Annotated in this window: 19 protein-coding genes; 7 read left to right on the top strand and 12 right to left on the bottom strand. The window is 58.7% G+C overall.

Features of this window, described 5'->3' with window-relative positions; translation table 11 throughout:
* Positions 1-101: 101 nt before the first annotated feature.
* The gene (locus F3J36_RS03390; protein WP_021506118.1) at positions 102-908 is read left to right on the top strand and encodes a serine protease; all 807 of its coding nucleotides are present in this window, start codon (positions 102-104) and stop codon (positions 906-908) included.
* 1 nt (position 909) lies between these two features.
* Here F3J36_RS03390 and hrpA read toward each other — a convergent pair whose 3' ends face one another.
* Positions 910-4,806 (bottom strand): ATP-dependent RNA helicase HrpA, encoded by a 3,897-nt coding sequence (gene hrpA, locus F3J36_RS03385; protein WP_166718929.1) that lies wholly within the window; start codon positions 4,804-4,806, stop codon positions 910-912.
* 254 nt (positions 4,807-5,060) lie between these two features.
* Between hrpA and azoR the strand changes: the two genes are divergently transcribed.
* The gene (gene azoR / locus F3J36_RS03380) at positions 5,061-5,660 is read left to right on the top strand and encodes an FMN-dependent NADH-azoreductase (protein ID WP_021506120.1); all 600 of its coding nucleotides are present in this window, start codon (positions 5,061-5,063) and stop codon (positions 5,658-5,660) included.
* A 78-nt stretch (positions 5,661-5,738) separates the two neighbouring features.
* Here the strand turns inward: azoR and F3J36_RS03375 are convergent, their stop codons facing one another.
* From F3J36_RS03375 to F3J36_RS03365, 3 genes are read right to left on the bottom strand one after another with little or no spacing between them, the layout of a single operon-like run.
* Positions 5,739-6,059, bottom strand: coding sequence for a YdbL family protein (locus F3J36_RS03375; RefSeq protein WP_166718928.1), 321 nt, complete (start codon positions 6,057-6,059; stop codon positions 5,739-5,741).
* 11 nt (positions 6,060-6,070) lie between these two features.
* Positions 6,071-6,259 (bottom strand): YnbE family lipoprotein, encoded by a 189-nt coding sequence (locus F3J36_RS03370; protein ID WP_010618431.1) that lies wholly within the window; start codon positions 6,257-6,259, stop codon positions 6,071-6,073.
* Positions 6,256-8,874, bottom strand: coding sequence for a YdbH family protein (locus tag F3J36_RS03365; RefSeq protein WP_166718927.1), 2,619 nt, complete (start codon positions 8,872-8,874; stop codon positions 6,256-6,258). The genes F3J36_RS03370 and F3J36_RS03365 overlap by 4 nt, the downstream gene beginning before the upstream one ends.
* Positions 8,875-9,039: 165 nt before the next feature.
* Between F3J36_RS03365 and F3J36_RS03360 the strand changes: the two genes are divergently transcribed.
* Positions 9,040-10,032 carry a 2-hydroxyacid dehydrogenase gene (locus F3J36_RS03360; protein ID WP_166718926.1) on the top strand — a complete coding sequence of 331 codons (993 nt, stop codon included), beginning with the start codon at positions 9,040-9,042 and terminating at the stop codon, positions 10,030-10,032.
* Between the two features lie 15 nt (positions 10,033-10,047).
* Here the strand turns inward: F3J36_RS03360 and F3J36_RS03355 are convergent, their stop codons facing one another.
* Entirely contained in the window at positions 10,048-10,320 is a 273-nt protein-coding gene (locus tag F3J36_RS03355; RefSeq protein WP_021506124.1) for a DUF333 domain-containing protein, read from the bottom strand.
* Between the two features lie 188 nt (positions 10,321-10,508).
* Between F3J36_RS03355 and F3J36_RS03350 the strand changes: the two genes are divergently transcribed.
* On the top strand, positions 10,509-11,165 hold the full coding sequence (locus tag F3J36_RS03350) for an MgtC/SapB family protein (RefSeq protein ID WP_021506125.1): 657 nt from the start codon (positions 10,509-10,511) through the stop codon (positions 11,163-11,165).
* A 76-nt stretch (positions 11,166-11,241) separates the two neighbouring features.
* Here F3J36_RS03350 and F3J36_RS03345 read toward each other — a convergent pair whose 3' ends face one another.
* On the bottom strand, positions 11,242-11,442 hold the full coding sequence (locus F3J36_RS03345; protein ID WP_010618426.1) for a DUF2767 family protein: 201 nt from the start codon (positions 11,440-11,442) through the stop codon (positions 11,242-11,244).
* A 146-nt stretch (positions 11,443-11,588) separates the two neighbouring features.
* Positions 11,589-11,954 (bottom strand): anti-adapter protein IraP, encoded by a 366-nt coding sequence (gene iraP, locus F3J36_RS03340; RefSeq protein ID WP_010618425.1) that lies wholly within the window; start codon positions 11,952-11,954, stop codon positions 11,589-11,591.
* Positions 11,955-12,279: 325 nt separating this feature from the next.
* Between iraP and ttcA the strand changes: the two genes are divergently transcribed.
* Entirely contained in the window at positions 12,280-13,215 is a 936-nt protein-coding gene (ttcA, locus tag F3J36_RS03335) for a tRNA 2-thiocytidine(32) synthetase TtcA (protein WP_021506126.1), read from the top strand.
* Between the two features lie 53 nt (positions 13,216-13,268).
* Here the strand turns inward: ttcA and F3J36_RS03330 are convergent, their stop codons facing one another.
* The 3 genes from F3J36_RS03330 to F3J36_RS03320 form a co-directional block, all read right to left on the bottom strand.
* Positions 13,269-13,415: a hypothetical protein gene (locus tag F3J36_RS03330; RefSeq protein WP_021506127.1), complete on the bottom strand. Its 147-nt coding sequence runs from the start codon at positions 13,413-13,415 to the stop codon at positions 13,269-13,271.
* A 307-nt stretch (positions 13,416-13,722) separates the two neighbouring features.
* Positions 13,723-14,706 carry a zinc transporter ZntB gene (zntB, locus tag F3J36_RS03325; RefSeq protein WP_021506128.1) on the bottom strand — a complete coding sequence of 328 codons (984 nt, stop codon included), beginning with the start codon at positions 14,704-14,706 and terminating at the stop codon, positions 13,723-13,725.
* A gap of 128 nt (positions 14,707-14,834) precedes the next feature.
* The gene (locus tag F3J36_RS03320; RefSeq protein ID WP_166718925.1) at positions 14,835-16,454 is read right to left on the bottom strand and encodes an ABC transporter substrate-binding protein; all 1,620 of its coding nucleotides are present in this window, start codon (positions 16,452-16,454) and stop codon (positions 14,835-14,837) included.
* A 188-nt stretch (positions 16,455-16,642) separates the two neighbouring features.
* Between F3J36_RS03320 and mpaA the strand changes: the two genes are divergently transcribed.
* Positions 16,643-17,356 (top strand): murein tripeptide amidase MpaA, encoded by a 714-nt coding sequence (gene mpaA / locus F3J36_RS03315; RefSeq protein ID WP_021506130.1) that lies wholly within the window; start codon positions 16,643-16,645, stop codon positions 17,354-17,356.
* Here the strand turns inward: mpaA and ycjG are convergent.
* Positions 17,325-18,311, bottom strand: a complete 987-nt coding sequence (gene ycjG, locus F3J36_RS03310; RefSeq protein WP_166718924.1) for an L-Ala-D/L-Glu epimerase — start codon at positions 18,309-18,311, stop codon at positions 17,325-17,327. The genes mpaA and ycjG overlap by 32 nt on opposite strands.
* A 151-nt stretch (positions 18,312-18,462) precedes the next feature.
* On the opposite strand from ycjG, the gene tpx reads away from it, so the two are divergent.
* Positions 18,463-18,966: a thiol peroxidase gene (tpx, locus tag F3J36_RS03305; protein ID WP_058780606.1), complete on the top strand. Its 504-nt coding sequence runs from the start codon at positions 18,463-18,465 to the stop codon at positions 18,964-18,966.
* A 58-nt stretch (positions 18,967-19,024) separates the two neighbouring features.
* Here the strand turns inward: tpx and tyrR are convergent, their stop codons facing one another.
* On the bottom strand, positions 19,025-20,590 hold the full coding sequence (gene tyrR / locus F3J36_RS03300; RefSeq protein ID WP_021506133.1) for a transcriptional regulator TyrR: 1,566 nt from the start codon (positions 20,588-20,590) through the stop codon (positions 19,025-19,027).
* Positions 20,591-20,674: the final 84 nt, after the last annotated feature.

Here is a 20,674-nt window from a genome sequence, read left to right as displayed (position 1 = left end):
GATTACTCCAATATTTCTCCCTTTTTTACCGCTCACCGACTATAGTTATCGCTCAAGCGTGATGACCATAACCTCTATTTATTCTCGCCATTGAGAGAACTATGCGCCTGGCTATCCTGTTATTTGTAGGTCTTTTTAGCTTTAACCTCACAGCACATGCCGATGATGAAGACGGCCCCAGCCCGGAAGAGATTAAGACCCTGTTCTTTGGCAAAGATCATCGTAAAGCCATTACCGACGTCAGTGCGGCGCCGTGGGATGCCATTGGTCAGTTAGAGACGGAAAGCGGCAATCTGTGCAGTGCCACGTTGATTTCGGCCCATCTGGCACTGACGGCCGGACACTGCTTACTGACGCCCCCAGGCAAATTCGACAAGCCGGTCGCGCTGCGCTTTATGGCGGGTGCCAAAGGCTGGCGTTACGAAATTCATGATATTGACGCGCGCGTGGAGCCTTCGCTGGCGCGGCGTCTGCAGGCGGATGGTGAAGGCTGGATCGTGCCGCCAGACGCGGCACCTTACGATTACGGCCTGGTGATTCTGCACAATCCGCCGTCCGGTATCGTGCCGATTCCGTTGTTTGACGGTTCGCGCAGCGATTTAACCGCCGCGCTGAAAACCACCGACCGCAAAGTGACACAGGCCGGTTATCCCGCTGACCATCTGGATACACTCTACTCGCACAGCGATTGCCTGATCACCGGCTGGGCGCAGCGCGCCGTGCTGTCGCACCAGTGCGACACCCTGCCCGGCGACAGCGGTTCACCGCTGCTGCTGAAGCGCGACGGCGAGTGGCAGCTGATTGCGGTACAGAGCTCGGCGCCGGCACCGGCCGATCGCTATCGCGCCGATAACCGCGCCATCGCCGTTACATCCTTTAAAGACAAGCTGGAAGCGCTGGCGCAATAAGTCAGCCCAGCTGCTCCATCGCCTGCAGAATACGTTTGTCGGAGATGGGATACGGCGTGCCCAGCTGCTGCGCAAAATAACTGATGCGCAGCTCCTCCAGCATCCAGCGGATCGCCTGTACCTCTTCATCGTCCTGACGCTGCGGCGGCAGCTTGTTACGCCAGCTTTGCCACGCCTGCTCTACCGCCTGCACTTTCAGCATCCGCGCCCGATCGCTGTGCGGATCGACCGGCAGCTTCTCCAGCCGGCGCTCAATACCGTGCAGATAGCGCAGTGTGTCACCCAGCCGCTGATAGCCGTTGCCGGTGACAAAACCGCGATACACCAGGCCGCTCAGCTGCGTTTTGATATCCGCCAGCGCCAGTGCCAGCGTCATGTCCACCCGCCCCTTGAGGAACTTGTTGATATTGAACACGCTGGTGAGAATCTGCTCGACCTGGCTGGCGATGGTCACCACCGTGTCGTTGAGTTCGGCGCGTACTTTATCGCGCAGCTGCTCGAAGTTTTCCTGCTGCCATGCCGGCCCACCGGCGTCCGCCATTAGCTTAGCCACGCCGCAGGCGATACAGTCATCAATCAGCTCCAGCACTTTGCCGTACGGATTAAAATAGAGTCCGAGCTTGGCTTTGTTTGGCAGCTTCTCGTGCAGATACTTGATCGGCGAAGGAATGTTCAGCAGCAATAACCGCCGCTGGCCGCGCCACATCATCTTCTGCTGCTCGCGTTCACTGTCAAACAGGCGAATCGCGACGCTGTCTTTTTCATCCACCAGCGCCGGCCAGGCTTTGACCTGATAGTTGCCGCGCTTCTGCTCGTAACTTTGCGGCAAATCACCGAAGCTCCACAGATGCAGCCCGCGCTGTTCCAGCCCGTCATCCGCCACGTTGGACAGCGTCTCCTGCACCTTGCCTTTCAGCACCTGCTTCAGCTGATGCAGGTCTTTGCCTTCCTGCAGCTTCCGGTTGTGCTCATCCACCACGCGGAAGGTCATTTTCAGATGATCGGGCACCTGATCCCACTGCCAGGCGTCGCGCTCAATGGTGACGCCAGACATGCGGCGGAACTCACGCTCCAGCGCATCCAGCAGCGGCTGCTCCAGCGCCGTCACGCGGCCAAGGAAGGCTTCGGCATAGTTGGGCGCCGGCACAAAGTTGCGTCGCACCGGCTTGGGCAGCGACTTGATTAGCGCGATGATCAGCTCGCGGCGCACGCCGGGGATCTGCCACTCGAAGCCGGCTTCGTCGACCTGGTTGAGCAGCGGCAGCGGGATGTGCACCGTCACACCATCCGCATCGGCCCCCGGTTCAAACTGGTAGCTGAGCTTCAGTTTCAGGTTGCCCTGATGCCAGAAATTCGGGTAATCCAGCTGGCTGACCTTCTCCGCGCCGTCTTTGATCAGCATCTGCTTATCAAAGCTCAGCAGATCCGGATTGTCCTTACTGGCCTGTTTCCACCAGCTGTCAAAATGCCGCGCTGAGACCACCTCGCTGCCAATGCGGCGATCGTAAAACGCAAACAGCGTCTCGTCATCGACTAAAATGTCGCGCCGCCGCGATTTGTGCTCCAGATCCTCGATTTCATTGCGCAGTTTCAGGTTGTTGCGGAAGAAGGCGTGACGCGTCTGCCAGTCGCCCTCCACCAGCGCATGACGGATAAACAGCTCCCGGCTGAGTTGCGGATCGATGCGGCTGTAATTGACCTTACGCGCCTGCACAATCGGCAGCCCGTACAGCGTAACTTTCTCGGTGGCCATGACTGCGCCCTGCGCTTTCTCCCAGTGCGGTTCACTGTAGCTGCGCTTCAGCAGATGCTGGGCCAGCGGTTCGATCCACTCCGGATCGATGCGCGCCGCAACGCGGCCCCACAGGCGGCTGGTTTCCACCAGTTCCGCCACCACGGTCCATTTTGGTGGCTTCTTGAACAGCCCGGAACCGGGGAAAATAGCAAACCGCGCGTTGCGCGCGCCGGTAAACTCCTGCTTTTCCGCATCTTTCTGACCGATGTGTGATAGCAAACCGGTGAGCAGCGCGCAGTGCACTTCGCGGTACGGTGCCGGCTCGCTGTTGAGCGGCATACCCAGTTCCCGCACCACCTGACGCAGCTGGGTATAGATGTCCTGCCATTCGCGCACGCGCAGGTAATTGAGATAATCGCTTTTACACTGGCGGCGGAACTGGTTGCCGGACAGCGCTTTTTGCTGTTCCTGCAGGTAGTTCCACAGATTGACAAAAGCGAGAAAGTCCGACTCTTTGTCGGCAAAACGCCGGTGTTTCTCGTCAGATGCCTGCTGTTTCTCCACCGGACGCTCGCGCGGATCCTGAATCGACAGCGCAGCGGCAATAATCATCACTTCGCGCACGCAGCCAAATTTCTGCGCTTCCAGCACCATGCGCGCCAGCCGCGGATCGACCGGCAGCTGTGCCAGACTGCGCCCGGATGGCGTCAGTTTGTACGCACCTTCCTCGCTCAGGGTAATCGCGCCGAGCTCCTCCAGCAGGCGCACGCCGTCCTGAATATTGCGCTTATCCGGCGCTTCGACGAACGGGAACGCGGCGATGTCGCCCAGTCCAAGCGCCGTCATCTGCAAAATCACCGACGCCAGGTTGGTACGCAGAATTTCCGGGTCGGTAAACGCCGGGCGGCTGAGGAAATCATCCTCCGAATAGAGGCGAATACAGATCCCTTCCGACACGCGGCCGCAGCGCCCTTTGCGCTGGTTAGCCGACGCCTGCGAGATCGGCTCGATCGGCAGACGCTGCACTTTGGTGCGGTAGCTGTAACGGCTGATGCGCGCGGTGCCCGGATCGATGACATATTTAATGCCCGGCACGGTGAGCGAGGTCTCGGCGACGTTGGTCGCCAGCACAATGCGGCGGCCGCTGTGCGCCTGGAACACCCGGTTCTGTTCGGCGTTGGACAGGCGCGCATAGAGCGGCAGAATCTCGGTGTGCGGTAAATCGCGCTTCATCAGTGCATCGGCGGTATCGCGAATTTCGCGCTCACCGCTCATGAAGATCAGGATATCGCCGCGCCCTTCGCTGCTCAGTTCGTCAACCGCATCGAAAATTGCCTGCAGCTGATCGCGTTCGGTGTCTTCGGCATCTTCGACCACCGGACGATAGCGTACATCGACCGGATACGTGCGGCCCGAAACCTCGATTACCGGGGCATTATTGAAGTGGCGCGAGAAGCGCTGCGGATCGATGGTCGCGGAGGTGATGATCACTTTCAGATCGGGGCGACGCGGCAGCAGTTCGCGCAGGTAACCCAGCAGGAAATCGATGTTCAGACTGCGTTCGTGCGCTTCATCGATGATGATGGTGTCATACTGCAGCAGCAGACGATCCTGCTGAATTTCCGCCAGCAGAATACCGTCGGTCATCAGTTTGACCTGAGTGGTTTCGCTGACCTGATCGTTAAACCGCACCTTATAACCGACGGTGCCGCCGGGCGTGGTTTCCAGCTCTTCGGCAATGCGGTTCGCCACGGTGCGTGCCGCCAGACGACGCGGCTGCGTATGCCCAATCAGCCCTTTCACACCGCGCCCGAGCGCCAGACAGATCTTTGGCAGCTGGGTGGTTTTACCTGAGCCGGTCTCACCGGCGACAATCACTACCTGATGATCGCGAATCGCGTCGGCGATGTCCTGCTGCTTCTGGCTGACCGGCAGATTGTCCGGAAACGTAATGCGCGGCGTCGCGGCGGCGCGCTGCGCCACGCGCTGTTCTGCCGCGGAGAACACCGGCTCCAGCTCAGCCATAATTTCCTGCTGCGCCGCGGGATTTTTCACCTTTGCCGCCCCGTGCAGACGACGCTGCAGCGCTTTGCGGTCGCGCAGCATCAGGTTATCGAGCCGCGACCAGAGGGGGGCCAGAGGTGACGTAACGGATGATGACATAGTGATGAATTACCTGTTGTTGCAGTGAGCCGGCACTCGCGGCTCGGCGCCGGGCAGAATTTTCCGGCGGATTCAATCGATTAATGCCCGCCATCTTAGCACAGATTGGAACATCTCACCTGACCGGACGTGCCACCTTATTCAATAATTTCGAACATAGGCCTCGAAATATTGCGCTTTTACCTGCCGGATGAACTCCGTAGAGTGTAACGCATTGAGCGGTAAGCCAACCGCGTAACGTACAGGAAAATACCATGAGCAAAGTTTTAGTTCTGAAATCAAGCATCCTTGCCGGTTACTCACAGTCTAACCAGCTGGCAGACTTCTACGCTGATGAAGCCCGCGCCAAAGGCGACGAAGTCACGGTACGCGATCTGGCTGCCCAGCCGATTCCGGTACTGGACGGTGAACTGGTTGGCGCCCTGCGTCCTTCAGACGCGCCGCTGTCGCCACGTCAGCAGGACGCGCTGGCCCTGTCCGATGAACTGATTGCTGAACTGCAGGCGCACGATACCGTGGTTATCGCCGCCCCGATGTACAACTTCAACATTCCTACTCAGCTGAAAAACTACTTTGACCTGATTGCCCGTGCCGGCGTCACCTTCCGCTACACCGAAGCAGGCCCGGAAGGTCTGGTGAAAGGCAAACGCGCGGTGATCCTCTCCAGCCGTGGCGGCATTCACAAAGACACCCCGACTGATCTGCTGACCCCGTACGTGAAACTGTTCCTCGGCTTCATCGGCATCACCGACGTTGACTTCGTGTTCGCCGAAGGCATTGCCTACGGTCCGGAAGTGGCAACCAAAGCCGCCAGCGATGCCAAAGACGCCATCAAACAGATTGTTGCTGCGTAATCATCATTAAAACAATGCTATCTGTCTTGCCGGGCCTGAGTGCCCGGCTTTTTTATGCCTGCGCTATCGTGGAAGCAGTTATTTCTGCACCCACTGACCATTTATCCCGCGCACATATTCGCCGCTGCCGGCACGGTTAACCAGCTTCTCGCCGGCGATGCGCGCCACCTCGGCGGTGGTGAGGTTGTTCTGCTGCGCCACGCGCTGATACTGCTGGCTGCGGCCGTCATTGATGCGCTTAACCAGTGCCAGCGTCTCGTCATCCTGCTGACGGGCGGCGATGTAACCGCTCAGCGTTTCGCCCACACGCCCCTGCTGGCGCGCCTGATCCAGCGTCAGCGCCCAGGCCGACGGCACCAGCAAAAGCGCCACTAACAGCGCTATCCCCTTGCGTTTCATCGAGCCTCTCCTCAAAACAGTCCGCTCTGATTCTTCAGCAGCGCTTCGACGTCTTTATCCACCTTGATGTGGATTTCATGTTCGATTTTTACGTTCATGTTGATGGTGATTGGCTCTTTGGGTGCGGCGACTTCGATGCGCGGCACACAGCCCAGCAGCGGCAGTCCCGCTGTCAGCACCAGTAATGCCCTCAGGCTCATGGTTTCGGGTCCTTGTTGGATGGCAGGGTGGCGTTTTGCTCCACCCAGGATTGCAAATTATCGCCAAAGCGCAGGCTGCGCCACAGCTGGAACAGGTTTTCCTGATGACGGTAATTAAGATTGACGGACTGGCGGCGGTTACTGAACTGGCTGGTGCCTTTCACCTCGCTTTGCAGAATCAGGTTACCGAAGTTATCCAGATCCAGCGTCGCCCACGAACGGGCAATCTCCATGTAGCGCAGCCAGTCCATCGCCGCCCCGGCGGCCACGTTATTGCTGACAATCGCATCCGCCATGTCTTTGTCCATGCGGAATGTCAGCGGGCCACTGTTGGCGATCCAGCCCTTTTCGATCAGCCAGTGCGGATTGTTCACCCACAGCGGCAATTCGCCATTCACTTTACCGGACATGGCAAACTGCTTCGGCTTGAGCGCCGTCACCAGCCGGCTGAGATCAATGTCACGCAGCGAAATCCGCGCCGGCTGGTGCTGCGGTAAACGCAATGCTGGCATGCTGACGTGCCCGCCGAGCAGATCGAGATTGACGTTGCTGAGCGTCAGCGGCTGGCGCTCCTGCCACGGATAGTGGCCCTGCAGATCCGCGGTAATGTTCTGCAGCGCAAACTGGTTTTTCACTTCGGCGATGCGCAGCGACACCGGCCCGCGGCGCCCCAGCTGCCACTGATGATCTTTCAGGCGGAACGGCAGGGTAAAATCGATGCCGTTGATTTCGCTGTCCGGCATCCACACGCTGCCCTGTTTCACCGCCCAGAAACCACCCGCCTCAAACCCCTGGCCACTGGCGGCAGAAAAGGCCATCTGCGCGCGCAGCTCGCCAGACTGAATACGCATCTTCAGATCGCTGCTCAGCAGCGGCTGAAATACGCTAAGCGACTGCGCCGGCCACCAGGCTTCACCACGCAGCCGTTCGCCGTCCCAGCGGCCATGCACGCGCAGCGGTCCGATGTCTTCCGCGGTGAGCTGACCGCGCCACAGAAAATGCCCCGGGTCGCGCCCTTTGGCATCGAAACGCAGTTCGGACGGCGGCAGCCAGCCACCGTAGCTAAAGCGGGTCTGGCCGGAACGCAGCGCAAACCCGCCGTTAAACGCCGGCTGTGCCACATCGCGCTGCCAGCGCACCGGCGCGGTCAGCGTCAGGCGCGGCTTATCCACCTGCACCATGCCGTACGCCAGCTGATCGAACCCGGTGTTCAGCGTATCGAGGCTGATCAGGGTGTCGTGCCAGCTGCCGGTGCCCTTCACATCCCATTTGGCGCTAAGCGGCGCCATCACGCCTTCGCCCCAGTAACGCCAGTTCCAGCGTCCGCTGTCTGGCCAGAAGTCGCTGGCGCGCCCGTCGAGATGCAGCCTGAAGCGGCCGAAACTGGGGTCGTGCGCGTTGAGAATCGCCTGTAACCGGCCGTTGATGCCGCGCGAGGCCACGCTGACGCCGGCCAGCGGCCAGCGCGCTTCATCCACTTCCAGCGTCGAGAGTAAGCGTCCGCGCAGGCGCAGCAGTGCGCCAGGCTGCAGGCTGAGCTGCGGATCGCTCAGCATGCCATGTACTTGTCCGGGAATGGTGCCGTACAGCTGCAGGTCGGCAAACTTGCTTTCGCCGGTTAACTGGAACGGCAGTGCGCTGTCAGTCAGGCTCAGCTTGCCCGGCCCAACGCTCAGTACCAGGTTGCCTTTCCCGCCGCGTCCGGCGGTCAGTAAATTGAAGCGGCCGCGGATCTGCGTCTGTTCCAGCCCCTGCTGCCAGTCATCCAGCGTCAGCGCCACGCCGCCCGACAGCGGCTGCGACCCGAACGGCCAGCGCCAGTGACCGGCAGTGATGCGGATTTGCTGTGCATCGACCTGCCACGGCAGCTGTAACAACGGCTGTGGTTCCTGTTGCTGGCGCACCACCAGCTCGCCCTGCTGCTGCTGCCAGTTAAGCGTCAGCGCCAGCGGCTGCGGCCACTGCGTCAGGTTAAGCGCACCACTGAGCTCACCCGCCACTGGCAGGCCATCGGCAAACGTTGGTAGCGTCAGATTGCCATGCAGTTCGACCGGTTGCGTCAGTATGGGATGGCTGAGCTGCAGCTGATCAATGTGCAGCTGCTGCCCCTGCAGGCGCGCGGCGACGCGCAGGTTGTCGCCCTGATAACGCAGCTGCTGATGGTCTTTATCTAAAGTCAGATCGAAGCGGCCGGCATATTGCTGCCATGGCAAAATACTGAGCTGTTGCAGATGGATATCCGCGCCGGGCAGCATCTGCTGCCACTCTGCGAGGCTACGCGGCGCATCGCGCGTGGCACTGTGCGGCAGCGCCTGCAGACAGTCGCTGTTGAGCGCCACCTCGCGCGCATCAAGCTGCCAGCGCTGTTGCGTCCGGCCAAGCCCCACGTCGGCGACCTGCGCCAGCAGGCAGTCACCGGCCAGATAGCGCACATCAGGAAATACCAGCCGGCCCTGCTGCCAGTGCGGCGCGCCGTGTAGCTCGACGCGGGTATTTTCCGGCAGCCAGATACCTGCCAGCCGCGGCAGCCAGTGCGTCAGCGTCAGCAGCAATCCCAGCAGCAGCAGTATCAGCGCCAGTAGCGCAGCAAGTAGTCGACGGAGGCCCCGCGTCATGGCTGTTAACGTTCCTGTTCTTTACCCAATCCTGACAGAGATGATGGCATGTTACGCCCGGCAAATGAAGGCGTTACCGCTTTAGTCTGGCTGAAGAACAGCAAAATGACGCGGAAAACGTTATCCTGATGTGATACCGACGTAACATTTTTCAGGAGCGAAACAATGAAAGTTGCGGTTTACAGCACCAAGCATTACGACCAGAAATACCTCGAGCGCGTTAACGAAGGCTACGGATTTGAGCTGCAGTTTTTTGACTTCCTGCTGAGCGAAACCACAGCGAAAAACGCCGCTGGCTGTGATGCGGTCTGTATCTTCGTTAACGATGACGGGAGCAAAGCGGTGCTGGAGGAGCTGGCGGCGCTGGGCGTGAAATATATCGCGCTGCGCTGTGCTGGTTTCAATAACGTCGACCTCGACGCCGCAGCCGCGCTGGGACTGCAGGTGGTGCGCGTGCCCGCCTATTCGCCGGAAGCGGTGGCGGAACACGCGGTAGGTCTGATGATGACGCTCAACCGTCGCATTCACCGCGCTTACCAGCGCACGCGCGATGCCAACTTCTCGCTGGACGGCCTGACCGGTTTCAACATGCACAATAAAACCGCTGGCGTGGTCGGCACCGGCAAGATTGGTGTGGCGACGATGCGCATCCTGAAAGGTTTTGGAATGCGTCTGCTGGCGTACGATCCGTACCCCAGTGACGCCGCGCTGGCGCTCGGGGCGGAATATGTTGATTTGAAAACGCTACTGGCGGAGTCCGATGTCATCACCCTGCACTGTCCGCTGACGCCGGAAAACCATCATCTGCTCAACGCACAGGCGTTCAGCCAGATGAAAGATGGCGTGATGATTATCAATACCAGCCGCGGTGGGCTGATTGATTCACAGGCGGCGATTGAGGCGCTGAAACAGCAGAAAATCGGCTCGCTCGGCATGGACGTGTATGAGAACGAACGCGACCTGTTTTTTGAAGACAAGTCAAATGACGTGATTCAGGACGACGTGTTCCGCCGCCTGTCGGCCTGTCACAACGTGTTGTTTACCGGCCATCAGGCCTTTCTCACCGCCGAAGCGCTGACGGCGATTTCAGAAACCACGCTCAGCAATTTACAGCAGCTGGCGCGCGGGGAAACCTGTTCAAATCAGGTTAAGGCGTAACGTTTTGCGCCTGCGTTAGCGGGCGCAGGCACCGCCGATCAGCGCCTGTTCGTCGCAGCGACGCCCGTTAGCCAGCTGACACATCCCGATGCGTGAACCGTCTAACTGACGCGAGAACGCCAGCGTGCCACCTGCGCTGTTGCAGTTGGCTTCTGCCATGGACGACATCACGACGTGTGGCTGCACGTGCGCGGCGGTGGCCTGTTGCGGCGGTTCATTGTCGCTGTTGCTGCTGCAGGCAGAGAGTAACAGCGCTGCGCCGGCCAGCAGTAAAGTTGCGGCTTTCATCGGTCGGGCTCCGGGAGTGTGAGCGGAAAAGTCGCACCAGCATATGTCAGCAGCGGTGCGCGATCGATAGGCGACACAGCTTTTTACAAAATTTAATATCGTCGTTGGCAAGCAGAATTATCCTGATTGCAGCGTTTTCCCTCTTTCTCTGCCTGTTCATACAAAACATCAATCATTAAGGAGGAAGGATGTTAGCCGACATGCTCATCCGCATCGCGTTAGCCGGAATACTGGGCGGACTGATTGGCCTGGAGCGCCAGATGCGCGCTAAAGAAGCGGGCCTGCGCACCCACATTCTGGTCGGTATTGGCAGCGCCATGTTCATGCTGGTGTCAAAATATGGCTTTGCCGATATGCTGACTAACGACCATGTGGCGCTGGATCCCAGCCGTATTGCGGCGCAGGTGGTCAGCGGCATGGGCTTCCTTGGCGCTGGCACCATCATCATTCAAAAGCAGATTGTGAAAGGCCTGACGACCGCCGCCGGCCTGTGGGTGACCGCCGCGATTGGCCTGGTGATCGGTAGCGGCATGTATGAAATCGGTATTTACGGCACGGTACTGGCGCTGGTGGTGCTGGAAACGTTCCGCCGTATCAGCCACTGGCTGATTGGCCGCCATCACACCCTCATCGTCCATCTCAAGGCCAAAAGCGTACCGCTGGTGTTGCTGGTACTGCAGCGCGAAAATTTGCGCTATGGCCACATCGCTGTAGTCAATCGTAACGAAGAAAGCGGCCTGTGCGAGCTGAGTGTTGAGGTGACATTGTCACGCAGATTTCCTATGCACAGCATTTATGACAAAGTGATGGAAATCAAAGGCGTGCAGTCGCTGGAAATGGTTTGACTGCGCTGGCGCTAGCAGGTTAGTCGCTGCAGTGGAGGGAAGATAAAAGCCCGGCGCTGAAGGCCGGGCGGCTGGGTTAGCAGGGTTTGAGTTGTCCAATCGCCATTTCAACGGCGCGATTGGGCGCGCCGGTTAATTCCCGATAGCGCAGTTGCAGGTTACGCAACTCGCTGGCCAGCACCTCTTTTTCGGTAGCGGCACCGCGCTGCGCCAGTTCCAGATAGCATTGCCCCACCAGCCGGCACGCCTCCTCAAACACCATATCGTACGTTTGCATTGTTCCTCTCCTCACCTTTAAAAACTAAAAAAAGCGCTGAATCCATCCTGTCAGCGCAGTGAGAAGAAATCTTTACCCAGATCAATAAATATGCAGTTACCGCTGGCAAAATGTGCGCAATGGTAGCCGACTGCGGCGCTGCGCGATTAGGACGGATCCTTTTTGTCATCATCGCTGGCGCTGCTCACACCGGTAATACCTTCCAGCGCCTGCTGGTTGATGACATCATCGGCGCTGTCAACCGCACGCGAAATCGTCAACAGATCCTGAAACTCGCTCAGCAGAATAGCGGCGTCCGACTTAAGCATATCGTCAGCCTCGGCTGACTCAATCACCATGTTGATGGCTTTGTTGGCGCTTTCAATAACTTCAGTGACACCGCCTTTCTTACTGACGGCCAGTACCAGCGCACCGATCAGCAGCGACTGTGCCTCAACGCGCGCGGTCAACTGCTTGGTGGTGGCATCAATTTGTGAAATCTTCGCCAGCATGCTTAACACAACATTTTTCATCGCTTATTCCTCCCTGGGGAAGCAGGCAGTGTACCGCTTGCAAAATCCGCGACAAACTAAAAATTGTGAATAGCGCAACAGGTCTCTGACCGCGATCGCGCGGCGCACAGAGCGCATCACTGGCAAACCCATAAATCGTGCTGGAATTTGGCGCTGTAATCCGTACCATACGCCACAGACTTTTCCTGCTGACTGCGGTCAGCCGGCACCCATAAAGGCCAGCGCAGCGACCCGCAGCGTGCGCGGACACGGTTAATGCAGGCCTGACCAGGGCCGCATCAACGCGACATCCGCAGCTGACCAGCGATCACCGAGACCGAAATTCATGTCTGAACATCAAGAAGTTAATAAAAAAGAGCAGTACAACCTGAACAAACTGCAGAAGCGCCTGCGCCGTAACGTTGGTGAAGCGATTGCGGATTTCAACATGATTGAGGAAGGCGATCGCATCATGGTGTGCCTGTCCGGCGGTAAAGACAGCTACACCATGCTGGAAATTCTGCGTAACCTGCAGCAGAGCGCGCCGGTCAATTTTTCGCTGGTGGCGGTGAATCTTGACCAGAAACAGCCGGGATTCCCGGCACACGTGCTGCCGGCTTACCTCGACACGCTGGGGGTGGAGTATCAGATCGTCAACGAAGACACTTATTCCATCGTTAAAGAGAAGATACCGGAAGGCAAAACCACCTGCTCGCTCTGTTCGCGCCTGCGTCGCGGTATTCTTTACCGTACCGCCACTGAACTGGGCTGCACCAAGATTGCCTTAGGTCACCACCGCGATGACATCCTGCAGACGCTGTTCCTCAACATGTTTTACGGCGGCAAAATGAAAGGCATGCCGCCAAAACTGATGAGCGACGACGGTAAACATATCGTGATTCGCCCGCTGGCCTACTGCCGCGAAAAAGATATCGTACGGTTTGCCGAAGCGCGCCAGTACCCTATCATTCCGTGCAATCTGTGTGGTTCACAGCCGAACCTGCAGCGCCAGGTGGTTGCCGATATGCTGCGTGACTGGGACAAGCGCTATCCGGGCCGCATTGAAACCATGTTCAGCGCCATGCAGAACATCGTGCCATCGCATATGGCTGATATTAATCTGTTTGATTTTAAAGGCATTAAGCATGGTGATGCGGTGGTTGACGGCGGGGACATCGGTTTCGATCGCGAATCGCTGCCAGCGCAGCCAGTCGGCTGGCAGGCTGACGAGGACGATCAGCCGGACCTGAGCGCTCGCCTCGACGTGCTGGAAATTAAATAACGCGGTGACTTTGCAGCATAAAGGCGCGTCGCTCCGGCAACGCGCCTTTTTTATTAGCGGTGCGGCGGAGGATCGCTAATCGGCGGAAATTCAGGATCGTGCGGCGGCTCAGGCTCGGGAATGGGCTGCGGTTGCGGCACGGGTTCGGGAATCGGTGGCGGATCGGTCGGGATAGGTTCGCTGGCGTGAATCATGCGCATGCCGTTCTCCTGTTCGCTGAATATCTGTTAAGCATAGGAAAGGATGCGGCAGCAAGCCAAACGGCAAAAAAAAGCCGGCGGATAAGCCGGCGTCGTACGAATCAAATGTGCTATGCAGTAATTCAAAAAAAGGAAGTAAGACAATATGGAGCGCAACGCCCATCGCTTGACGTTGCATTCACCTGCGGGAGAGAGTTTGCCCCGGTTGGGCTATGCGCTTATTGATGTCGATCAGGTTTTTTCCGCTTTTCTCCCCTGCACCGCCACAATTACCCGTTCATGACCTGCAGATAACTCCGTAGTAACATCACAGCCAGTTGCGGCGTTTCAGCCACAGCGCGACCCCCAGCACCATCACCAGTAACAACCCGCAGAACATGGTAAAGCCGTGCGGCCAGCTGCCACCGGGAATGCCACCGAGATTGACGCCAAACAGCCCGGTGAGAAACGTGGCAGGCAGGAAAATCATCGCCATCAGCGACATGGTGTAAGTGCGCCGGTTCATGGATTCCGCCAGCAGCGAGGCCACTTCATCCGCCAGAATACCGGTACGCGCCACACCCGCATTGAGGTCATCCAGCCCGCGCCCCAGCCGGTCCGCGACATCCTGCATGCGGCGGCGATCGTCATCGCTCATCCACGGCAGTTTCTCGCTTGCCAGCCGCGCATAGACATCACGCTGCGGCGCCATATAGCGGCGCATGACGATCAGCTGTTTGCGCAGCAGCGCCAGTTCACCGCGCGCCGGGACCTGCTGGTCCATCAGCGCATCTTCCAGCGCGATAATTTTATCGTGCATCTCTTCAATGAATTCGCTGGCGTGATCGGTGAGCGCATCGCAGACGTCCACCAGCCAGCTGCCGCCGTCCACCGGGCCGTTGCCGTTTTGCAGATCGGTCAGCACTTCATCAATGGCATACACTTTGCGACGGCGGGTAGAAACAATCAGCTTGTCATTGATAAATACGCGCATCGCCACCAGCTGGTCCGGGCGCGAATCGGCGTTATGATTCACGCTGCGCAGCACGATCATAAAGCCGTCACCGAGACGCGTCACGCGCGGTCGCATGCTGTCACCGGCCAGCGCATCCCGCACCGCATCAGGAATAAGCGGCGTGTGCTGCAACCAGTCGGCGCTTTGCCGCTGGGTGTAGTTCAGATGCAGCCAGCAGTGACGCTCGCAGTTGATGACATCTTTATCTTCAATGGCGATAACGCCACCCTTACCGTCGAACTGGCAGGCGACAATCGCATCCGACACCTGCAGCGCTTTTCCTTCAATGACGTTCACGTACTCGCCTCACTAGCAAAAACAATACGATACAGTCTAGCGCGGCGCGGGACAGTTGCAATTACCAGGGTGTGAGTAAAAATGACAGCGCAACCGGGTCGTTCACCGCCCTCCGTGGCGGTTCAGCGTCAGTGCTTCTCAATCCACAATTCCCGGCTGTAGGCAACATCTTCCGGATTGGTGATGGGATAGCCCTTAACCCACGGCTTGATCAGCCGCCCATTGGTGTACTGGTAGATCGGCGCAATCGGCGCCTGGTCAGCGATGATCTGCTCGGCTTTGTTGTAATCGGCATTGCGCGCCGCCATGCTGGTTTCATTGCTGGCTTTACTCAACACCGCATCATATTCCGCGTTACTGAAGCGGGAAATATTGCCGCTGTGGCTGGCGGTCAGCAGACTGAGGAAGGTCGATGGCTCATTGTAATCGCCCACCCAGGAAGCGCGAATCACATCGAAATTACCGCTGTTGCGGCTGTCGATATAGGTTTTCCACTCCTGATTCTGCAATGTCACGTCAACGCCGAGATTCTTTTTCCACATCGAGGCCACCGCAATCGCAATCTTCTGGTGACTTTCAGAGGTGTTATACAGCAGCGTCAGGTGCAGCGGTTTAGCCGGGCCGTAACCGGCGGCGGTCAGCAGGGCTTTGGCCTGCGCATTCAGTTCCTGCTGGCTGTGCTGCTGCAGATAGCTCTGCTGCGGCGTGAAGCCGGCGGTGACGTCCGGTGTGAAGTGCCAGGCCGGTTTCTCGCCGGTGCCCAGCACTTTTTCCGCGATAATGCGGCGGTCAATGCTCCATGACAGCGCCTTACGCACCCGCACATCCGCCGTCGGCCCTTTCTGCGTATTAAACGCGTAATAGTAGGTGCCAAGCTGATCCGGCGTATACACCTGCCCCGGCAGCTCTTTTTTCAGCAGGCCGTACATATTTTTCGGGAAGGATTCCGTGATATCGATGTCCCCGGCGCGGTAACGCTTGGTGGCGCTGGATTCTTCATTGATGGGAATAAAGGTCACTTTCGTCAGCACCGAATGGACGTTATCCCAGTAGTGCGGGTTGCGCACCAGCACAATCTTTTCGTTAACTACGCGCTCCTGCAATTGATAAGCGCCGTTGCCCACCAGCTTACCCGGCGCAGTCCAGCCATCGCCGTTTTGCGCGATGACCTTTTGCGGCACCGGGAACATCGCCACGTTGGCCACCATGCCGGGGAACCACGGCAGCGGACGTGACAGTGTCACCTTAAGATGCGTCTCATCGGTCGCCACCACGCCCAGCTTGTCCGGGCTCATCTGACCTTTGGTGATGGCTTCAGCATTCTCAATGCCGCTCAGCGCGGCAAACCAGGCGAAAGGCGAGCTATTTTTAGGATCGACCAGGCGTTGCCAGCTGTAGACAAAATCCTGTGCGGTCACCGGTTCACCGCTGGACCAGCGCGCATCTTTGCGCAGCGTGAATAGCCAGGTTTTGTTGTCATTGCTGCTCCAGCTCTGCGCAACGCCCGGCACGATTTTGCCCTGTGCGTCCTGGTTGGTCAGCCCTTCAAACAGATCGCGCAGCACCTGAATCTCCGGCAGACCGACCGCTTTGAGCGGATCAAGCGAGGCCGGTTCATCTTTGATATGGCGCACGATTTCCTGGCTGCTGGCCAGTTGCGCCCCGGCTGGCACACTGGCGGCATAGGCGGATGAGAGAGCGCTGCTGATGATGAGCGCGGCCAGCGTGGTGCGGAAAGTTAGTTTCATCACGACTCCTTGACCCGAAAAAAGGGCGACGGCCAAACCAATGCGTCGCCAGCAACTTTTCGCACTTTATCGCAAATCGCTGATTGATAAATAGCTATTTCCCCGTCTGCTGTTTACCGTTATGTTGAGGCTGGATTGCAGCTCACAATTTTTGCGGCTGAACGCGATGCATGACAGAGAGGAAGGTTATGTCGACACACCACCCGCGCCCGCTGCGCGGTAAGCTGGACGCCGTCTGGCAACAGTATGGACATTCGGTGCTGGGTGCGCCGCTGCTGTGGTTTCCGGCACCGGCGGCCGACGAGGACAGCGGACTGATTATCGCCGGCACCCACGGCGATGAAAACGCGGCGGTAGCCACGCTCTCTGCCGCCATGCGCACGCTGCCGGACACGCTGCGGCGTCATCATGTGATTCTGGCGGTCAATCCGGACGGCTGCCAGCTCGGGCTGCGCGCCAATGTCAACGGTGTCGATCTCAACCGCAACTTCCCTGCCGCCAACTGGCAAGCGGGCGATACTGTCTATCGCTGGAACAGCGTGGCCGATGCGCGCGATGTGCTGCTCTCAACCGGAAACGCGCCGGCGTCAGAGCCGGAAACCGCCGCACTGTGCCAGCTGATTCATCGTATCCGACCGCGCTGGGTCGTCTCCTGGCACGAACCGCTGGCCTGTATTGACGATCCACACCATAGCCCGCTGGCCAGCTGGCTGGCGGAACAAACCGGTCTGCCGGTGGTGAGCAGCGTCGGCTACGCCACGCCGGGCTCGTTTGGCAGCTGGTGCGCCGATCTCAGTCTGCCCTGCATCACCGCCGAAATGCCGGCCATCTCGGTGGATGAAGCCACCGAGGTGTATCTTGATGCGATGATCAACCTGCTGCGCTGGCAGCCGTCGTCTTAAGCACGCCGTGCGAGAAGTGCAGCGACGGTTCCACATCGGCCGCCAGCCACGTTGGACCGTCGAGGTCAGCAAACGTAGCCTGCGGCGTTAACGGTAGCGCGGCGCGAATGGCGCGTGAGGTACACAACATACAGCCCAGCATAATGGCAAATCCCTGCGTGCGCGCGGCCGTGGCCAGCGCCAGCGCTTCGGTCAGCCCACCGGTTTTATCCAGTTTGATATTCACCATGTCGTAGCGCCCGTGCAGGGCTGCCAGACTGTCGCGCGTGTGGCAGCTCTCATCCGCACAGATCGGTAGCGGATGGATAAAATGGGCCAGCGCCGCATCCTGCGCGGCAGGCAGCGGCTGCTCCAGCATCGCCACCTGCAAGTCCGCCAGCAGCTGGCAGCGTGCCGCCAGCCCTTCTGCCTGCCAGGACTCATTGGCATCGACGATCAGCGTGGCGTCCGGCACCGCACTGCGGATCGCCACCAGCCGTTCGCTGATCAGATGGTTATCCAGCTTAATTTTCAGCAGGCGCGCGCCGTGCTGCCATAGCGCCAGCGCGCTGCTGGCCATCGCTTCTGGCGTATCGATGCTGACGGTATGCGCCGTAACGATCTCCTGTGCCGGCACCGCCTCACACAGCGCCGCCAGGCTGGTGCGCTGCTGCTGGCGCTCCAGATCCCACAGCGCGCAATCAATCGCGTTACGCGCGGCACCGGCCGGCAACGCCTGTTGCAGCGCTGCCCGCGTCATGCCGTTTTGTAACGCACCGAGCTGTGAAGCAATCTGCTGCAGCACCGAAGCCTCACTTTCGCCATAGCGCGCATAGGGCGTGGCCTCGCCAATCCCTTTGAGGCCATCCTGCTCAATCTCCACCACCACCACGTGCGCCTCGGTGCGGCTGCCGCGCGAAATCACAAACGGCGAGTGCAGCGGCCAGGCTTCCGGATAACTTTTCACTGTTCTCATACTGACTCCTCAAATCCATGACGTCATAACGTGCTGGTGCAGCTCCACGTTGAATTAGGCTCGTAAACCCTTAAAATTTATGTCATAAACAAACGCTATACCTGTTCTGGTGGGGTTAACGCCAGATTTTTCATCGTTAAAAGGAAATTGTATGTCGCAGAATGTTCACTTTCAGGGCAATCCGGTGCCGGTTGCCGGCCACTTCCCGCAGGCTGGCGAGCAGGCAAAACCGTTCAACCTGGTAGCGAAAGATCTCAGTGATGTGTCCCTTTCTCAGTATGCAGGCAAACGCAAAGTTCTGAACATTTTCCCAAGCATTGATACCGGCGTGTGCGCCGCGTCGGTGCGCAAATTCAACGAGCGTTCTGGCGAAGCTGACAACACCGTGGTGCTGTGCATCTCTGCCGATCTGCCGTTTGCGCAGTCGCGCTTCTGCGGCGCCGAGAACGTCAATAACGTAGTGACGCTGTCTACGCTGCGCGGTGCAGAATTTATTGAAAATTACGGCGTCGCGATCGCCGATGGCCCGCTGAAAGGCCTGACCGCCCGCGCCGTGGTGGTGCTGGATGAGAACGACAAGGTGCTGTACAGCGAGCTGGTGAATGAAATCACCGAAGAGCCGAACTATGAAGCGGCACTGGCAGCGCTGAAGTAAGGTTACTGCTGATAAAAAAGCCGTCTGTCACAGACGGCTTGTTGATGCAGAACGCGGATTATTCGCCTTCGCTGCGTTTCTGACCGAGGCCATATTCGCGCAGCTTGTTGGCAATCGCGGTGTGTGACACTCCAAGGCGTTTCGCCAGTTTACGCGTGCTGGGATACGACAGATAGAGACGAGTCAGCACTGAACGCTCAAAACGGCTGGTAATTTCATCCAGCGACCCTTCCATTGCCTCTTCGCCCAGCGACACATCCAGCGCCTGCTCCGGCAGCACGATATCCTGCGGACGCAGTTCATAACCTTCCAGCTGCGTGAGCGCGCGGTACAGCGCATTTTTCAACTGGCGCACGTTGCCCGGCCAGTTATAGCGCGTCAGGAACGGCGTCAGCTGCGGTGACAAACGCGGGCGCGGCAGCCCCTGCTCATCCGCAAAGCGCGCCACAAACATTTCGGTGAGCGGCAGAATATCCAGCGGACGTTCGCGCAGCGGCGGCAGATTCAGCGTCAGCACGTTCAGACGATAGAACAGGTCTTCGCGGAACTCGCCGCGCTGCACCAGCTCAATCAGATTCTTTTGCGTGGCGCAGATCACGCGCACATCCACATGCACTTCATGATCCTCGCCGACGCGGCGGAAGGTGCCATCGTTCAGGAAGCGCAGCAGTTTGGTCTGCATGCGCGGCGACATCTCGCCGATTTCATCCAGCAGCACCGAGCCGCCGTTCGCCTGCTCAAAGAAGCCCTTCTTCCCTTCCAGCGCGTTGGGATACGCGCCCGCCGCGTGACCAAACAGCTCGCTCTCAGCGACGTCATCCGGAATCGAGCCGCAGTTGAGCGCCAGGAATGGTTTTTTACCGCGAGCGCTGCGCAGATGGCAGGCGCGCGCCAGCATATCTTTACCGGTGCCGGTGTCGCCGACAATCAGCAGCGGCGCATCGTGCATCGCCAGCTTGCGCGCCTGGTCGATCACCTGACGCATTTTCGGCGTCACCGCCACGATGTGATCGAATTCGGAGTCATCGGTGACGCTGAGGTTCTGCAACTGCCGCCCCATGCGCGCAGTAGATTTCAGGGTGATCATCGCGCCTACCGGCTGGTCGTTCTGCTCATCTTCCTGCGCCAGATAGATCGGGCGCGCTTCCATGAGGAAATCACGCCCCTGGATCACCACATGCTGCGCCTGCGCGTCAACACGTTCACTCTCCAGCCAGCGCTGGAAATTAAAGCCGGCAATCAGCGTGCCGGCGTTCTGGTTACGAATCTTCTGTTCGTCGAGGTTAAACAGGTTCTGCGCCGCCGGATTCGCCAGTTCGACTTTACCTTTCAGGTCGAGGGAGAACACCGGCTCGGGCATCGCCACCAGCAGCGCGCTCAGCGCGCGATGTTCACGCTCAGACGGCATGAAAGACACGGTGCGGACATCTGTCACGCCCGGTGTACGGCGAATCTCCGCCATCAGGTTGCTGAATGCGTCAAATTCCAGCGCAGAAAAGTTGAGGTAGATGCGGCCCAGCGAGGCAATTTCAATGCCGCGCAGGTCAATATTACGGGCAACCAGCAGGTCGAGTAGCTCGCGCGCCAGACCGATACGGTCCTGGCAGAAAACTTCCAAACGCATTGCGATGAGCCTTAGTCAGGTTTTGATTTTAGAGATAATACGCTAACTTGCAGCGCCTCAGAAGGGTTCTGTCATGAAAAGTTG

Origin of the sequence: Pantoea sp. Cy-640, assembly GCF_011752635.1 — a bacterium.
Lineage (GTDB): Bacteria > Pseudomonadota > Gammaproteobacteria > Enterobacterales > Enterobacteriaceae > Pantoea > Pantoea dispersa.
This window is presented reverse-complemented; position numbering and strand designations above follow the sequence as displayed.

Coding starts and splice junctions, on each gene's coding strand:
- F3J36_RS03390 (WP_021506118.1), top strand. CDS start 102: ATGCGCCTGGCTATCCTGTTATTTGTAGGTCTTTTTAGCTTTAACCTC.
- hrpA (WP_166718929.1), bottom strand. CDS start 4,806: ATGTCATCATCCGTTACGTCACCTCTGGCCCCCCTCTGGTCGCGGCTC.
- azoR (WP_021506120.1), top strand. CDS start 5,061: ATGAGCAAAGTTTTAGTTCTGAAATCAAGCATCCTTGCCGGTTACTCA.
- F3J36_RS03375 (WP_166718928.1), bottom strand. CDS start 6,059: ATGAAACGCAAGGGGATAGCGCTGTTAGTGGCGCTTTTGCTGGTGCCG.
- F3J36_RS03370 (WP_010618431.1), bottom strand. CDS start 6,259: ATGAGCCTGAGGGCATTACTGGTGCTGACAGCGGGACTGCCGCTGCTG.
- F3J36_RS03365 (WP_166718927.1), bottom strand. CDS start 8,874: ATGACGCGGGGCCTCCGTCGACTACTTGCTGCGCTACTGGCGCTGATA.
- F3J36_RS03360 (WP_166718926.1), top strand. CDS start 9,040: ATGAAAGTTGCGGTTTACAGCACCAAGCATTACGACCAGAAATACCTC.
- F3J36_RS03355 (WP_021506124.1), bottom strand. CDS start 10,320: ATGAAAGCCGCAACTTTACTGCTGGCCGGCGCAGCGCTGTTACTCTCT.
- F3J36_RS03350 (WP_021506125.1), top strand. CDS start 10,509: ATGTTAGCCGACATGCTCATCCGCATCGCGTTAGCCGGAATACTGGGC.
- F3J36_RS03345 (WP_010618426.1), bottom strand. CDS start 11,442: ATGCAAACGTACGATATGGTGTTTGAGGAGGCGTGCCGGCTGGTGGGG.
- iraP (WP_010618425.1), bottom strand. CDS start 11,954: ATGAAAAATGTTGTGTTAAGCATGCTGGCGAAGATTTCACAAATTGAT.
- ttcA (WP_021506126.1), top strand. CDS start 12,280: ATGTCTGAACATCAAGAAGTTAATAAAAAAGAGCAGTACAACCTGAAC.
- F3J36_RS03330 (WP_021506127.1), bottom strand. CDS start 13,415: ATGCGCATGATTCACGCCAGCGAACCTATCCCGACCGATCCGCCACCG.
- F3J36_RS03320 (WP_166718925.1), bottom strand. CDS start 16,454: ATGAAACTAACTTTCCGCACCACGCTGGCCGCGCTCATCATCAGCAGC.
- mpaA (WP_021506130.1), top strand. CDS start 16,643: ATGTCGACACACCACCCGCGCCCGCTGCGCGGTAAGCTGGACGCCGTC.
- ycjG (WP_166718924.1), bottom strand. CDS start 18,311: ATGAGAACAGTGAAAAGTTATCCGGAAGCCTGGCCGCTGCACTCGCCG.
- tpx (WP_058780606.1), top strand. CDS start 18,463: ATGTCGCAGAATGTTCACTTTCAGGGCAATCCGGTGCCGGTTGCCGGC.
- tyrR (WP_021506133.1), bottom strand. CDS start 20,590: ATGCGTTTGGAAGTTTTCTGCCAGGACCGTATCGGTCTGGCGCGCGAG.